Source organism: Lysobacter sp. F60174L2 (assembly GCF_052547135.1).
Genome location: NZ_JBQWRA010000003.1, coordinates 227,499 through 241,546, shown reverse-complemented (window position 1 = coordinate 241,546; position 14,048 = coordinate 227,499). Strand labels below are relative to the sequence as shown.

16 protein-coding genes are annotated in these 14,048 nt (G+C 61.2%); 15 read left to right on the top strand and 1 reads right to left on the bottom strand.

All coding sequences use genetic code 11. The features are described from left to right. The first annotated feature begins 117 nt into the window (after positions 1–117). From dnaE to ACT9AS_RS10080, 15 genes are all read left to right on the top strand, one after another. On the top strand, positions 118–3,735 hold the full coding sequence (gene dnaE / locus ACT9AS_RS10150) for a DNA polymerase III subunit alpha (protein ID WP_445100018.1): 3,618 nt from the start codon (positions 118–120) through the stop codon (positions 3,733–3,735). A 59-nt stretch (positions 3,736–3,794) separates the two neighbouring features. Next, entirely contained in the window at positions 3,795–4,721 is a 927-nt protein-coding gene (locus ACT9AS_RS10145) for a TIR domain-containing protein (RefSeq protein WP_445100017.1), read from the top strand. Between the two features lie 124 nt (positions 4,722–4,845). Continuing rightward, positions 4,846–5,850 (top strand): hypothetical protein, encoded by a 1,005-nt coding sequence (locus ACT9AS_RS10140; RefSeq protein ID WP_445100016.1) that lies wholly within the window; start codon positions 4,846–4,848, stop codon positions 5,848–5,850. A 118-nt stretch (positions 5,851–5,968) separates the two neighbouring features. Next, positions 5,969–6,880, top strand: coding sequence for a trypsin-like peptidase domain-containing protein (locus ACT9AS_RS10135; protein WP_445100015.1), 912 nt, complete (start codon positions 5,969–5,971; stop codon positions 6,878–6,880). Between the two features lie 146 nt (positions 6,881–7,026). Beyond that, positions 7,027–7,680, top strand: a complete 654-nt coding sequence (locus ACT9AS_RS10130) for a hypothetical protein (protein ID WP_445100014.1) — start codon at positions 7,027–7,029, stop codon at positions 7,678–7,680. A gap of 166 nt (positions 7,681–7,846) precedes the next feature. Further along, positions 7,847–8,599 carry a glucose 1-dehydrogenase gene (locus ACT9AS_RS10125; RefSeq protein ID WP_445100013.1) on the top strand — a complete coding sequence of 251 codons (753 nt, stop codon included), beginning with the start codon at positions 7,847–7,849 and terminating at the stop codon, positions 8,597–8,599. A 62-nt stretch (positions 8,600–8,661) separates the two neighbouring features. Beyond that, complete coding sequence (locus tag ACT9AS_RS10120) at positions 8,662–9,117, top strand: DUF4410 domain-containing protein (RefSeq protein WP_445100012.1); 456 nt, start codon at positions 8,662–8,664, stop codon at positions 9,115–9,117. Between the two features lie 136 nt (positions 9,118–9,253). Further along, positions 9,254–9,793, top strand: a complete 540-nt coding sequence (locus ACT9AS_RS10115) for a PAAR domain-containing protein (protein WP_445100011.1) — start codon at positions 9,254–9,256, stop codon at positions 9,791–9,793. Next, positions 9,786–10,493, top strand: a complete 708-nt coding sequence (locus ACT9AS_RS10110; RefSeq protein ID WP_445100010.1) for an N-acetylmuramoyl-L-alanine amidase — start codon at positions 9,786–9,788, stop codon at positions 10,491–10,493. Before ACT9AS_RS10115 ends, ACT9AS_RS10110 begins: the two co-directional genes overlap by 8 nt. 112 nt (positions 10,494–10,605) lie before the next feature. Further along, a complete protein-coding gene (locus tag ACT9AS_RS10105) occupies positions 10,606–10,845 on the top strand; it encodes a hypothetical protein (protein ID WP_445100009.1) in 240 nt (79 codons plus the stop codon). Positions 10,846–10,921: 76 nt separating this feature from the next. Continuing rightward, positions 10,922–11,422, top strand: a complete 501-nt coding sequence (locus ACT9AS_RS10100) for a hypothetical protein (RefSeq protein ID WP_445100008.1) — start codon at positions 10,922–10,924, stop codon at positions 11,420–11,422. 5 nt (positions 11,423–11,427) lie between these two features. Then, positions 11,428–12,027, top strand: a complete 600-nt coding sequence (locus tag ACT9AS_RS10095) for a DUF2314 domain-containing protein (RefSeq protein WP_445100007.1) — start codon at positions 11,428–11,430, stop codon at positions 12,025–12,027. Positions 12,028–12,137: 110 nt separating this feature from the next. Beyond that, positions 12,138–12,650 (top strand): hypothetical protein, encoded by a 513-nt coding sequence (locus ACT9AS_RS10090; protein ID WP_445100006.1) that lies wholly within the window; start codon positions 12,138–12,140, stop codon positions 12,648–12,650. Positions 12,651–12,676: 26 nt separating this feature from the next. Next, positions 12,677–12,799 (top strand): hypothetical protein, encoded by a 123-nt coding sequence (locus tag ACT9AS_RS10085; RefSeq protein ID WP_445100005.1) that lies wholly within the window; start codon positions 12,677–12,679, stop codon positions 12,797–12,799. Positions 12,800–12,858: 59 nt separating this feature from the next. Further along, entirely contained in the window at positions 12,859–13,074 is a 216-nt protein-coding gene (locus ACT9AS_RS10080; RefSeq protein WP_445100004.1) for a DUF4287 domain-containing protein, read from the top strand. Positions 13,075–13,122: 48 nt separating this feature from the next. On the opposite strand, the gene ACT9AS_RS10075 is transcribed toward ACT9AS_RS10080, so the two are convergent. Beyond that, a complete protein-coding gene (locus tag ACT9AS_RS10075; RefSeq protein WP_445100003.1) occupies positions 13,123–13,893 on the bottom strand; it encodes an SDR family oxidoreductase in 771 nt (256 codons plus the stop codon). Between the last annotated feature and the right edge of the window lie 155 nt (positions 13,894–14,048).

Genomic DNA, 14,048 nt, shown 5'->3' with positions numbered 1-14,048 from the left:
CCGCGCGGGTCCGGGGCCGGCCCGCGCCGACCGCGCCCCGGGCGGCTGTCAAGCCTTGTCCACCGGACCCGGGCTGATACTCTGGCTGTTGCCCTGTGAGGCCCGGCAACAGCACGAATGTCAGCGCGTTTCATCCACCTGCACCTGCACAGCGAATTCTCGCTCGTCGACTCCACCATCCGGATCGGCGAGTTGGTCAAGCGCTGCGTCGCCCTCGACCAGCCCGCGGTCGCGTTGACCGACGTCAACAACCTGTTCGCCGCGGTCAAGTTCTACCGCAAGGCCGAGGCCGCCGGCATCAAGCCGGTCATCGGCGCCGACATCGAGCTGGCCGACGGCAACGAGGCGCCCTCGCGGATGACCCTGCTGTGCCGCGACCGCGACGGCTACCTGACCCTGTCGCGTCTGCTCAGCCGGATGTGGATGGAAGGCCACCGCGCCGACGGCGTCGCCCTGCGCCCCGAGTGGCTGCGCGAGGACAACGCCGGCCTGTTCGCACTGGCCGGGCGGCAGAGCCTCGCCGGGCGACTGGCGACCGGCAGCCGTCCCGAGCTCGCCGAAGCCTGGCTGGCCGACTGGCAGGGCAGCTTCGGCGACCGCCTGCACCTGGAACTGACCCGCACCGGCCGCGACGGCGAAGACGCGTTCAACAGCTTCGCCCTGCACGCCTCCAGCAAGCGCGGCCTGCCGGTGATCGCCAGCAACGACGCGCGCTTCCTCGACTTCGACGGCTTCGAGGCGCACGAGGCGCGCGTCTGCATCTCCACCGGCCGCGTGCTCGACGACCCCAAGCGGCCGAAGGACTACAGCGCCGAGCAGTACCTCAAGTCGTCCGAGCAGATGGCCGAGCTGTTCGCCGACGTGCCCGACGCGATCGACAACACCCTCGCGCTGGCAATGCGCTGCAACGTCGAGATGAAGCTCGGCGAATACGCGCTGCCGGCGTTCCCGGTGCCCAGCGAACACACCATCGAAAGCTGGCTGCGCAACGCCTCGCGCGAAGGCCTGGCCAAGCGGCTGGAAACCGCGCCGCTGGCCGAGGGCAAGAGCCGCGAGGTCTACGACGCGCGGCTGGAAACCGAACTCGACGTCATCATCAAGATGGGCTTCCCCGGCTACTTCCTGATCGTTGCGGACTTTATCAACTGGGGCAAGGAACAGGGCATCCCGGTCGGCCCCGGCCGCGGTTCCGGTGCCGGCTCGCTGGTGGCATGGGCGCTGGGCATCACCGACCTGGACCCGCTGCCGTACGACCTGCTGTTCGAGCGCTTCCTCAACCCCGAACGCGTGTCGATGCCCGACTTCGACATCGACTTCTGCATGGACCGCCGCGACGAGGTGATCGACTACGTCGCCCGCAAGTACGGCCGCGACCGGGTCAGCCAGATCATCACCTACGGCACCATGGCCGCCAAGGCGGTGGTGCGCGACTGCGGCCGCGTGCTCGGCCACCCGTACGGGTTCGTCGACGGCATCGCCAAGCTGATCCCCAACACCCTGGGCATCAGCCTCGACGACGCCCTCGGGGAATCGGAGGCCTCGCACAAGAACCCGATGCTGGCCTCGACCGACCTCATCGAGCGCTACCAGCGCGAGGACGACGTCCGCGACCTGCTCGACCTCGCCCGCAGCCTCGAAGACCTGACCCGCAACGCCGGCAAGCACGCCGGCGGCGTCGTCATCGCCCCCAGCCCGCTGAGCGACTTCTGCCCGCTGTTCGCCGAACACGACGGCGAAGGCAAAGGCAAAAGTCCCGTCACCCAGTTCGACAAGGACGATGTCGAAGCGGTCGGCCTGGTCAAGTTCGACTTCCTCGGCCTGCGCACGCTGACGATCATCGACTGGGCCGTAAAAGCCATCAACAAACGCCGCGCGGCACAAACCACCCCGCCCGCAGACGCCTCCCTTCTCCCACCCGCGGCGGACGCCTCCCTTCTCCCGCCTGCGGGAGAAGGTGCCCGAAGGGCGGATGAGGGCGCTCTTCCCCCATTAGACATAACCACCCTCCCCCTCGACGACAAACCCACCTACGACCTCTTCGCCCGAGGCGAAGGCGTAGCCGTCTTCCAGTTCGAATCCCGCGGCATGCGCGAGCTCCTCAAGCGCGCCCAGCCCGACACCTTCGAAGACATCATCGCCCTCGCCGCCCTGTTCCGCCCCGGCCCGCTCGGCTCGGGAATGGACAAGGACTGGGTCGACCGCAAGCACGGCCGCGCCGAAGTCACCTACCCGCACCCGCTGCTGGAGCCGGTGCTGGCGCCCACCTACGGCGTCATCGTCTACCAGGAACAGGTGATGCAGATCGCCCAGGTCCTGGCCGGCTACTCGCTGGGCGGCGCCGACCTGCTGCGCCGCGCGATGGGCAAGAAGAAAGCCGAGGAGATGGCCAAGGAGCGCGCCAAGTTCGAGGCGGGTTGCCTGGCCAACGACATCCCGGCCAAGGTCGCCAGCCCGATCTTCGACCTGATGGAGAAGTTCGCCGAGTACGGCTTCAACAAGTCGCACTCGGCCGCCTACGCACTGGTCGCATACCAGACCGCCTGGCTCAAGGTGCACTACCCGGCCGAGTTCATGGCCGCCGTGCTGTCGTCGGACATGGACAACACCGACAAGGTCACCGGCTTCCTCGACGAATGCCGCGCGATGGGCCTGACCGTGCTGCCGCCGGACGTGGACGCCTCGGCGTACATGTTCGAAGCCACCGAACCGAACACCATCCGCTACGGCCTCGGCGCCGTGAAAGGCGTCGGCCGCGGCGCCTGCGAAGCGATCGTCGAAGCCCGCCGCGCCGGCCCGTTCAACGACCTGCTGGACTTCTGCAAGCGCGTCGACAGCGGCAAGCTCAATCGCCGCGCTCTGGAAGCGCTGACCCACGCCGGCGCCCTCGACAAACTCGGCCGCAACCGCGCCAGCCTGATGCTGCAACTGCCCGAAGTGCTGCGCGCCACCGAGCAGATCGCCCGCGAACGCGAAGCCGGACAGGTCAGCCTGTTCGGCGGCGGTGGCGGCGACAGCGCCCCCGCCCTGCGGCTGGAACTGAAGGAAACCGACGAGTTCCCCCTCGCCCAACTGCTCAACGGCGAGCGCGAAACCCTCGGCCACTACCTCAGCGGCCACCCCTTCGACCCCTACCGCGACGAACTGCACGGCTTGACCGGCCACGACCTAGGCGACCTCGAAAAGATCTGGGAAAACCGCCCCGAGTCCGCCCGCAGCGGCTGGCGCCCGGAACTGGAAACCGTCGTCGCCGGCCAGGTGGTCGCCATCCGCAAGAAGGGCGACGCCCAGATGTTCGTGCAGATCGAGGACGGCCGCGGCCGCCTGGAATGCGCCTTCTTCTCCGAGACCTACAGCGAGTTCGCCAGCCTGCTGACCCGCGACCGCCTGCTGGTGATCCAGGGCGGCCTGCGCGAGGACGCCTTTAGCGGTGGCTTCGCATTGAAGGCCGCGCGGTGCTGGGATTACGGGCAGATCTGCGCGCAGCACGCCAAGCGGTTGTCGCTGAGGCTGGATTTGCGCGTGCCGGGGATCTGGAGCAGGGTCGACGAATTGCTGGCGAAACACCGGCCCGGCTCGACGCCGATCCGGGTCGACCTGATCAAGGCCGGGGCCGCGGGGATGCTGGATTTGAATGGCAGCCACTCGGTGCGGGTGGATGCGGAGTTGGTGGGGATGTTGAAGGCGGTGCCTGGGGTCAAGGCGGTGAAGCTGGCGCTGGGGCGGCCTTGGGGGTGATAACGCGGCAGTTTTGTTGTGCTATCACTTATCGGTCGTTAATGGAGTCTTTTGATCCGATGAGCCGAATAACACCCCGCTTGTATGGTTTATTAGGAAGTCAGGTGCCGGCCATGGCGTTATCAGCATCTCTAAGAATTAACATCATTAAAGAGGTGGCGAACCGTCTTGAATCAGAGGATTGGCCCCTAATAGATCTGACTCTGGAGCAATTCGGACTTCCCACGTCGCCTACCTGGAGTGGAAGCATCCACGCGTACCTTATTGAGCACGTGAGCAAAGGGAATGACGCGCAGCTGACCGAGATTGCGGAGCATGTTGGCTACGTGGTGGAGCAACCTGGGGCGTCAGTTGTGACTGATCCAGAGTACTGGGAGCCAGAACATTTTCGAGTATTTCTCTCACACTTGTCCGTCCATAAAGCATTCACCGCAGAACTTCAATCTGAGCTTCTTCGCTATGGCATCACATCTTTCGTAGCGCACAACGACATTGAACCTACACTGGAGTGGCAGGTAGAGATTGAGCGCGCATTGCGAACATGCGATAGCTTAGTGGCGTTACTCCATGAAGGATTTCACGCCAGCTATTGGACAGACCAAGAGGTTGGTTACGTGATGGGGCGTGGGCAGCCCGTTTTCGCCGTGCGATTAGGACAAGACCCCTACGGGTTCATTGGGAAGTTTCAAGGCTTTAACGGACACGGGAAACAGGTGTCCGAGATTGCGCGAGAACTGTTCGACACCTATCGCTTAAACAAGCAGACTCAAACGCATATGGCGGGAGCAATCGTCAGGATGTTCGAGCGCAGCAACTCTTTCGCAAACGCAAAGTACTACGTTGGTCTGCTTGAAGATCTCGGTTACTGGGAGCCAAATTTTTCAATCCGCATCAAGAAGGCGGCAGAAGAAAATGGTCAAATCGAGTCATCGTGGGGCGTGCCAGAGCGAGTAAACGCGTTGGTAGATAAGTGGGGAGGCACCTAACAATGCGTTCAAGCCGAAATTGCATCGCTACGCCGTCAACATGGCAAGTACAGCTTGCCATGTTGCCAGCTACGCGCTCCAATTCGACTTAACTTGAGCGTTACACTCACAACAGGGGGACACGATGACCAAGCTAACCGAAACGAAGGAGTCATTGGAGCGGATGCAACGCTTCGATCCTGACTCTCTGGCGAGGGAATCTGATTTAGGCGCCAGATTTAGCCTTGCTGCGGCAGTCGAGCCTGCGAAGAAACTGATTCGGCTGTACAACCAACTCGGCACAAGTGCACTCGATGATTTCCCAGATGACATCCTGGACCAAATCAAGAAGCAAGCGGACGCGGACTATAACCGCTTCAAGTCATTGCTTGATTTCGCACCAGATGAGCAGCAGAGCCCGGCTCAAACGCGCGACCAACTGGTTTCTCAGATTGAGGGGGCATACCGCGCGGCCTTCCAGAGTCTCTACATGCCAATTGCGTACGGGGCCAGTAAGTCCATTGATTTTCAGAGAATGGAGAATGATGCAAGAGCCTCACTACAGGCCGTTACTGATCAAGCTAGCGAAATTACCGGTCAATTAAGTGAGCAGCAGGAGCAAGCTGAGCAAGTTCTGCGCGATGTGAGAAAAGTCGCAGCAGAACAAGGAGTGTCGCAGCAAGCAATTTACTTCAAAGACGAGGCTAAAGATCACAACGAATTGGCAGATACTTGGCGGAAATACACCGTCAGGTTAGCGATTGGCGTCGGGATTTATGCCGTAGCCACATTATTCATGCACAAGATGCCGTTCTTTTATCCGGATACTGCATACGACTCCCTGCAACTCGTTGCTAGCAAGATTCTAATATTCTTCGTTCTGACGTACATGCTCTTACTCGCCGCCAAGAACTTCTTGAACCACAAGCATAACGAGATTATCAACAAGCATCGTCAGAACGCCCTTATGACCTTTCAGGCCTTGGTCGATGCGGCCAAGGGTGAAGAAAGCAGAGACATTGTTCTTACGCATGCAGCTTCGTGCATCTTCACACCACAAGACACCGGATACACGAAGAATCAAAGCTCAAGTTCTTCCCCATCAGTTATGGAAATGCTTCCAAAGACTGTGCTCAGGGTCGATAAGTGAGTGCTAACAATTCGTTCAAGCCGAACTTGCTTCGCTAAACCGACAACGTGGCAGGTAAAGCTTGCCACGTTGTCGGCTACGCTACGCAAGTCGGCTTAACTCAGGCGTTAGACGTCGCATGACCCACAAAGCAAGAGTTACGGAACCTTCCAATGGCCCTCTCAGTGTCGAACTCAAGTGGGACCGCCCTCTTTTTTCTGACATAGACGGTATCGGCGACATGGGGGAGCTATCCATTATGGATGGGATGATATTGGCCTTGGGTTTCATTGACGAAACCGGAGCCAATGCTTGCGGCAGTGGAGTCATGGTCGCGCCGGGCCTGATGATCACCGCAAACCATGTTGTCGAGGAAATGGCCAATACCGCAGGCGCAGCATTTTCTTTTCTTTCGGGAGGCAGTATTCGAATCTGGGCTCCTAAAGACAGACACATACTGGCAACGGAACTCCTACACCCTGTCCTACTGGGATCTTCGTATCGCATTACTTCAGACGTAACCTTAGTCGCCTGTACTCTGATATCTGAGCCTGAGATAGAACATCCCCTTCGAATGGCACAAATCGAAATCGCGATTCCAGAAGTCGGCGAGCGACTTTGGGCTGTGGGCTACAGAGAGCTGTCGCGCACTGGAGTTCCAGGAATGGGGATGCTCTGTTCGTCTGGTCTTGTGACAGAGTGTCATCTAAAAGGCCGGGGAAAACATCTGGTGGGGCCTTGTGTTGAAGTGGCAATGAATACGCTAGGCGGCATGAGTGGTGGACCTGTGTTTAATTCTGAAGGCCATCTAGTGGGTATAGTTTCAACTTCCTACGAAGCAGATGATTTACTTGGACCCACATTTGTTTCTCTAGTCTGGCCGGCAGCGGTAGGTGAAGTTGCTGCACATTGGCCTACGGACTTTTGGCCCGGTGATCTAGCCAGCCTACAAACCGCGAAGGACCTTGGTTACGCACGGGTGCATGGGCAGGTTAAATTTTCAAATAATGTCTTTGACATTGATCTCCCCACGGCTGAAGAAAAGCGCTAAAAATTTTTGTTATAGTCATCTTTCGTAGCGATTGGGGCGACGTCTAACAATTCATTCAAGCCGAACGCGCGCCGTATTTTCGTTCTTTTCTTCACCGGCGCGGCGCGCGTCGGCTTAATTCAAGTGCTAGCCGTGTCGGAGGTCGCATGAAACTTTGGCTTACCTTGCTGATCAGCCTTTTTGCCGCTCCGATCGCCGCACAGGGAACAGCCACTCTTCCGACCACGCTCGATCCAAACGAAACACATCTCATCTATCTACACGGCCGGATCGTCGAGGACCTCGGACCTCGTCCCACAGATCCCCGTTTCGGGCTGTATGACTACGCTGCCATCTTGGAAGCACTTGCCAATAGGGGCGCTACTGTCATTTCCTCACAGCGCAAGCCAAACACCAACGTAAACGAGTATGCAGGCATCGTTGTCGCTCAAGTTGAAGAGCTGATCCGTCAGGGCGTTCCCCCGAAGAACATCGTTGTCGTCGGCTTCTCCAAGGGCGGAGATATCGCTATTCATGTCTCCAGTTTTCTACGTCGCCCCCATGTGCGTTTCGTACTGCTTGCGGCATGCTGGCCACGGCCGCGCGAACCTCAACTCCGTCTAACCGGACGAGTTCTGTCCATTTATGAGACAAGCGACACTCTCGCTGGCGACAGCTGTGAGCCCCTCACTCAACACTCTGAGAAACCTCAGTCATTTACAGAGATGTCCATTTCCACGGGGCTCTCACATGGGGCGTTCTACACGCCAGCAAAAGACTGGATGGGCCCGGTACTCGATTGGGTTCATGGGAGCGACTAACAATACGTTCGAAAGCCGAAATTGCATAGCTACGCCAACGACATGGCGGACAAGCTTGTCATGTTGTCAGCTACGCGCTGCAACCCGGGTTAATTTAGGCGTTGCAGGACAAAATAAAAATTGCGATGTATTGCGCCGTGATTATGTCCATGAGGCAGTTGATTTAATGAAGATATTTAAAGATAAAACAGTTCTCATCACCGGCGGAACCTCGGGAATCGGTCGCGCCACCGCTGTTGCCTTTGCTCAAGAAGGGGCCAACGTCGTCGTTGTCGGCCGCCGGGAGAGCGAAGGCGCCGAATCCGTCGCTCTGATCGAGCAGGCAGGCGGCAAGGGACTTTTTGTACGAGCCGACGTTTCAATCGAAGCTGACGTAGCCACGATGGTTGCGCAAACGGTTGACACGTTCGGCGGCCTGGATTTTGCTTTTAACAACGCAGGTGTCTTTCTCGAATCCGGCCCCATCACAGAAGTTACGGCAGAGACCATCGAGCGTATATTGGCCGTCAATGTGCGTGGCGTCGCGCTTTGCATGAAGCACCAGATTCCAGCCATTATGCGGAATGGCGGCGGCGGGATCGTCAATACTGCATCGTTCCTGGGTATTCGGCCTCATCCAAATACGGCGGTATACAACGCGAGCAAGTTTGCAGTGATCGGGCTGAGCAAGTCGGCGGCAGTGGAGTTTGCCTCTCAAGGGGTGCGGGTTAACGTGGTGTGCCCGGGCGTGATCGACACGCCAATGAACGAGGGGCTACGCGCGGAAGAAAGCGGCCGCGATTTTCTCAATGGACTACAACCAATGAAGCGCACCGGTCGACCAGAGGAGGTTGCTGGAGCGGTTCTTTACCTGTGTTCGCCGAGCGCTGGATTTACCACGGGCACGACGCTCAGCGTGGATGGAGGGATCGCGGTTTAATCTGGCATCCAGCGAGCGGGATAAATAACGGCTCATCCAGCATCTCAACCGGGGAAACCACCATGCTTCGTTCCTTTGCCCTCGCCGCCAGCATCCTGCTGCTGGCCGCCTGCTCCACCACCAGTACCGTGCACCAGGCCCACAGCGCGCCGGCCGGCCAGACCTACGCGTACTCGTTCTCCAACCAGGGCGGGGACGACGCCGAAGGGATTGCCCGCCTCGACGGCGTCATCCAGTCGCACCTGCGGCAGGCCGGGCTGATCAATGCCGGGAGCGCCAACCCGAAGATCGAGGTGGTGCTGAAGCACTACTACGTGCGATCCAACGGGGCGCGGTTCTGGGCCGGGATCATGGCGGGGCGCGACAAGATCGTCAGCGATGTCCGCGTCATCGATGCCAGCGGTTCGCAGGTCGGCAATTTCGAGGTCGAGACTTTCAACTCGACCGCCTGGGGCACGACCGACGGCCTCATGGAGAAACACGCCGAGGAACTGGTCGCCCAGCTCAAGGCGTCCTGACAGGCGGCTCGTCCGACCCCGCGGCCGCGGGGCCGCAGCCGGTGCCGCTGGCCGAGTCGGCGTAAGGTTGAGGGCAACAAGCAATAGGGCCGCTCGTCGGGCGGCCTCACAGTCAGCGACAGACAAGGAGGTCGAGATGTCGCAATTGATCGTTGTAGTAGGCGACGCCACGTCCGGTGGCGGGCAGGTCATCAGCGGTTCGCCGTTTACCGATATCGACGGGTATCCGGTGGCCCGCGTTGGCGACAAGGCCACTTGCGCCAGTTGCAATGGCGTATTTCCGATCGCTTCGGGCGATCCCACCTTCAGTGTGGACGGTCCGCCCGTGGCGCGGCACGGAGACAAGCTGGCGTGCGGCCACACGCTGATCGCGAGCCGGCAGTTCCGGGTGTTCCTCGACGGGCAGACGAGCGATGCGCCTGGCGTGGACGCGGCGGGTAGTCGGGTAGCCACGACCATGACGGCCGAGCCAGGCAACGGGGCGTTCGACGAGGCCTTCATCCTCATCTCCGAGCTGACCGGCAAGCCTTTGGGCAACCGACGCTATCGGCTCATCCGGGAGGACGGCGCTGTGGTGGAAGGCATCACCGACAGCGAAGGCACGACCGCGCTGGCGGCGACCCGCGCGCCTGAACTCGTCCATGTGGAACTGGAGGAGGAGCAAGTTCATGAGTAGGTTCCTGCGCGTTGGCCAGGCCATCACCTCGCCGGCCTCGAACACGACCCGCAAGGTTATTCCCGTTCCGATCTACGTGGATGAGCACGGGTATGTCCAGAACGCGGGTTTCGTCTTCCAGCCGATCCCGGCTCTGGAACATGGCCGTTTGCAGGGGCCGCACGCGATCGTCCTGCATCGCACGGTATCGAGTACCGCCCGCAATTCGCTCAACGCGTTCGCGCGCGGTATTGGCACGCACTTCCTGATCGACAAGGACGGCACGATCTACCAGACCGCCAGCCTGCTGCAGAAGACCTATCACGTCGGACCCATCCGCTCGCGATGTTTCGAGGAAGGAACCTGTGACGCCGCGGAGCAGGCGGCCGTCGAATCGCTGGAGCGTCGACAGGGGTACCGCGACGTGCACAACCGCGAGAAAGTGAAGCCCTACCCCGACCGCTTCCCGATGAACGAGGGCAGCGTCGGCATCGAAGTGGTCGCGATGTACACCGAGGCGACACGGCAATGGGATCCGCCCACCCCGGAGCAGAGCGAGTCGATCACGCTGCTGGCCCGGATACTCAAGACGCAATACTCGCTGACGGATGCAGACATCTATGAGCACGACAGGATTTCGCGCAAGACAGCTGGCGAAGGTGCTGGTCTTTATGACGGTTCTGACAGCGTGCCAGCCCGGTTCCCGCCTCCCTTCTTCTGAACTTTCCGGACTGCGGGTGACAGCTGTATCCGCCGCCATACACGACCCGAATTCTGCTGACGCAAGCCGGTTCCCGGACGCCTGCGACCATTGGACGCTCACCCCGGAGCAGGTGGAAACCTTCTTCACCCTCAGCACCGAACTGGACGCCCGCGCCTATCACCACGAGTACGAAGTTTCGCCTTGCATGATCGAGGGCGAACTGGTCGACAGCAGTCGGGCCTGGACGTTCCAGATCAACGGTGCGGCCAAGGGGTTCTGGAGCAATGGCAGCCAAACGCGCTATTTCGGCTGTCCGGATGCCGAGTGCGAGCCGCTTGTGCTGGTGCCGCACATCGGCATGAATCCTTGAGGCCGGGTTTGCACCCGTCCAAGTGCCACTTCAACATCATCCCCATGCGCACCGAACCCGCACGCTTCGCTCTCGGATGGACCTGCAAAGGCTGGTCGCCCGAGAGGCCATCGACGACGCCTCACGAATTCCTTTCCCTTTCCAAGTGCTGTCAACCACCATGACCCAACGTCGCCCTCCTTTCTGTCCTCGCGCGTCAAAGCCGCTCTTTCGCGCCGTCTTCGCCCTGGTGCTGGTTGGGAGCCTGAGCGCCTGCAACGTCGAACCACCCTCCGTCGAATCGACTTCGGTCGAATCGCCCTTCGTCGAAGCGCTGCGCAGCGGAATGCAGGACGATTTCAGTGACGGCTGCTATTCCAACCAGCAGTGCCTTGCGGACCTGGATGCATACGCGGAGGGATGTTTCGATCGCAAGCTGGCCGACGAGGCCATTACGCACGGCACGTCGCCACGGGCACGTGCACTGCACACGGAGCACATCAACAAATACCAGGCGTGCATCGCGGACGAGTCCGGCGTTGACCATTGGGCGGACTTGGACATGGTGGACTACATGCTCGGTGAGGATTGGGGCTGACCCCGATGCGACTCCTGGCCATAGCCGTCCTCTCCCTGCTCTCCATGGTCCCGGCACTCTCCGTCACGCATGGCCTGCTTGGCCTCGACGATGACGTGTCAGGCGTGATCGCACTCGTGGCCGCGTTCCTCGTAACGCCGTCGCTGCTGCTGTACCTCTGGCGGGCCAAACCCGGCTTCGACGCGCTCCCGGTCGACCCGTCGGATGTCGTCATGCGCGAGCAGGTCGAGCGCGCCCGGCGCGAGATCGGACGTCTGCTCGACGGGCTGGACAAGGGCGTGATGGAGGCTTTCGTGAAGTTTCCATTACCGGTCGAGGACACCATCGAGCACGTGTGGGGCATGGCCCATTCGCACGACAACGGAGCAGTAATCGTGTCGCTCGCGTCGACCCCGGTGGCCGGCCTGTCAGAGGACATGCTCGGTCGCCGGCCGGTCCCGGCGGCGGATATTGAGGACTGGATGCTGCGCGATGCCAGCGGCAAGACCTATGGCGGGTACACCAATCTGGCGCTGGCCCGCATCTATCGGCGCGAATACGGAAAACTTCCGCGCGGGATTCGCAAGGAGTTCGCGCTCTTCGTCGACTTCTCGGTTGATGCCTGACCAGTTACTTTCCCTACCGCGACCGGAGACATTCCGACTGACCGCCCCGCGCGAAGGTGCGCGTTGAGTAGGTAGTCACGGCGCCCCGCCGACGGATTGGGGAAGCAAGCATGAAAGCGTTCTTGTCCCGCCTCGGGTTGTCCAGCCGGCAAAAGCAGGCGGAGCAACTCATTGATGGCCAGGTCAAGGCGGGAAACGTGCTGGCTGGGCGCCTGGAGAACCTGCGCAACAAGGAGCAGCCCACGTTGCCAAGGGACCAGTGGGTACCCAACGAGGAGTTCACCGGTTGGAAGGAGAACGGGCAACGGCTTGTCGCCGAATTGTTTGGCGACCCTTCGGAGCCGTTGTCGCGCTGGCGCGCGATGTTGGCCGCGGATCCACCGTCCTCTCCGTATGACGACGATCCCGTGGATCCGTATTTGAACCGAGTGCACCAGTTGAACGCTTTTCTTTCCGCCCTGAAGTACGACCCTTCCCTGTCCCGCAATGCAGTGGAACGGATCAGGGACAAATGGGCGCGGCACCCCCGGGTGGGGCCGGCGCTGTTCATCGCCGGCCTTCTCGCCACCGGCTTTGCGCTGCTGCGGGGCGGGGCTTGGCTTTTTGAAACGCTTTTCCGCTAGCTGTCGCGCGGACGACGACAGGCGCCATGCACGCCATCGAAGACAACCTGCCGGAACTGGTGGCGCTCAGCGGACCGAGGCCGGGCGCCTCGATGGGCGATAAGTCCAGAATTGTCGATCTTCTGCCAGTCTATTCGTCGGATGGATGAGGGCCAGTCAGGCTAGCCATGTGGCTGTCGCGGGCCTCACTCCAACAGCGAGGTCATTCATGCCTACGGATACGAAAGTCAAAGGTCCCGCCTCTTACTTCCCATCCATTGAGAAGAACTACGGGAAGCCGGTGGCGCACTGGTTCGAGGTCCTTGAGTCCGTGCAGGACAAGAGGCACATGGAACAGGTGGCTTTCCTCAAGACCGAGCACAAGATTGGTCACGGCCACGCCAATGCACTTGTCGCGTATCACAAGGCCCGGCGCGAAGCCTAGCGACTCCTCCAATCCCGGGCCGCATCGCGGCGCGGCTTGGCTCAGCACTCAAGTCCGGGTGATAGACACCCCGCCATCGACCAGCAGCGCGACACCGGTGATGAAGCTCGATGCGTCGGAAGCGAGGTGGAGCACGGTTTGCGCGATCTCCTCCGGCCGGCCCAGGCGCTTGAGGGCGTGCAGGCTTTCGATGAAGTCGCGGGTGCCTTCCGGCGCATCGGGCGCGTTGGCGTGGTTCGACGGCGTATCCGTGGCGCCCGGCAGCACCGCGTTGACCCGGATGCCTTGCGCCCCGAACTCCGCGGCGAGGACCTGGGTCAGCCCGGTCAGCCCGGCCTTGCTGGCGGAATAGGCCGCCATCCCGGGGAATCCCACGGTGGAGCCGACGAACGACGAGGTGAAAACGATCGAGCCGCCACCGCGCGCCAGCATCGCCGGCACCTGGTACTTCGCGCCGAGGAAGGCGCTCGTCAGGTTGGTGTCGAGGGTGTCGCGCCATCCTTCAAGCGAGACATCGGCGACGGATCCCATCGCGCCTAGGCCGCCGGCATTGTTGAAGGCGATATCGAGGCCGCCGAAGCGTTCAACCGCGACTTCGACCAAGGCCTTCGCCAAGGCTTCGTCGCGGACGTCGCCGGCCACCGCGATGGCCTGGCCACCGTCGGCCTCGATCTCCGCGACCAGCGCGTCCAGCTCGGCCTGGCGTCGCCCGCTCACGACGACCTTCGCGCCTTCCCGGGCAAACAGCCGAGCCGTCGCGCGACCGATCCCCGAACTGGCCCCGGTGACGATGGCCACCTTGTCCACGAGTACATGCATTTCCAAACTCCCTGCGTTGTTGATGCGGGGAATCTAGGTGTGCGGGTCGCAGGCTCCTATCCGATTCTTGCGCCCGTATTCGTGGGGTGCCGGCAGTGCACTCTCGCAAGTGCCACTACACCTGCGGCTGGGCCTTCTGGCCCGGTAGCGGAGCG

Bases quoted from the DNA above. Each gene is read 5' to 3' on its own strand.
- dnaE (WP_445100018.1), top strand. From the start codon at position 118: ATGTCAGCGCGTTTCATCCACCTGCACCTGCACAGCGAATTCTCGCTC.
- ACT9AS_RS10145 (WP_445100017.1), top strand. From the start codon at position 3,795: ATGAGCCGAATAACACCCCGCTTGTATGGTTTATTAGGAAGTCAGGTG.
- ACT9AS_RS10140 (WP_445100016.1), top strand. From the start codon at position 4,846: ATGACCAAGCTAACCGAAACGAAGGAGTCATTGGAGCGGATGCAACGC.
- ACT9AS_RS10135 (WP_445100015.1), top strand. From the start codon at position 5,969: ATGACCCACAAAGCAAGAGTTACGGAACCTTCCAATGGCCCTCTCAGT.
- ACT9AS_RS10130 (WP_445100014.1), top strand. From the start codon at position 7,027: ATGAAACTTTGGCTTACCTTGCTGATCAGCCTTTTTGCCGCTCCGATC.
- ACT9AS_RS10125 (WP_445100013.1), top strand. From the start codon at position 7,847: ATGAAGATATTTAAAGATAAAACAGTTCTCATCACCGGCGGAACCTCG.
- ACT9AS_RS10120 (WP_445100012.1), top strand. From the start codon at position 8,662: ATGCTTCGTTCCTTTGCCCTCGCCGCCAGCATCCTGCTGCTGGCCGCC.
- ACT9AS_RS10115 (WP_445100011.1), top strand. From the start codon at position 9,254: ATGTCGCAATTGATCGTTGTAGTAGGCGACGCCACGTCCGGTGGCGGG.
- ACT9AS_RS10110 (WP_445100010.1), top strand. From the start codon at position 9,786: ATGAGTAGGTTCCTGCGCGTTGGCCAGGCCATCACCTCGCCGGCCTCG.
- ACT9AS_RS10100 (WP_445100008.1), top strand. From the start codon at position 10,922: ATGGACCTGCAAAGGCTGGTCGCCCGAGAGGCCATCGACGACGCCTCA.
- ACT9AS_RS10095 (WP_445100007.1), top strand. From the start codon at position 11,428: ATGCGACTCCTGGCCATAGCCGTCCTCTCCCTGCTCTCCATGGTCCCG.
- ACT9AS_RS10090 (WP_445100006.1), top strand. From the start codon at position 12,138: ATGAAAGCGTTCTTGTCCCGCCTCGGGTTGTCCAGCCGGCAAAAGCAG.
- ACT9AS_RS10085 (WP_445100005.1), top strand. From the start codon at position 12,677: ATGCACGCCATCGAAGACAACCTGCCGGAACTGGTGGCGCTCAGCGGA.
- ACT9AS_RS10080 (WP_445100004.1), top strand. From the start codon at position 12,859: ATGCCTACGGATACGAAAGTCAAAGGTCCCGCCTCTTACTTCCCATCC.
- ACT9AS_RS10075 (WP_445100003.1), bottom strand. From the start codon at position 13,893: ATGCATGTACTCGTGGACAAGGTGGCCATCGTCACCGGGGCCAGTTCG.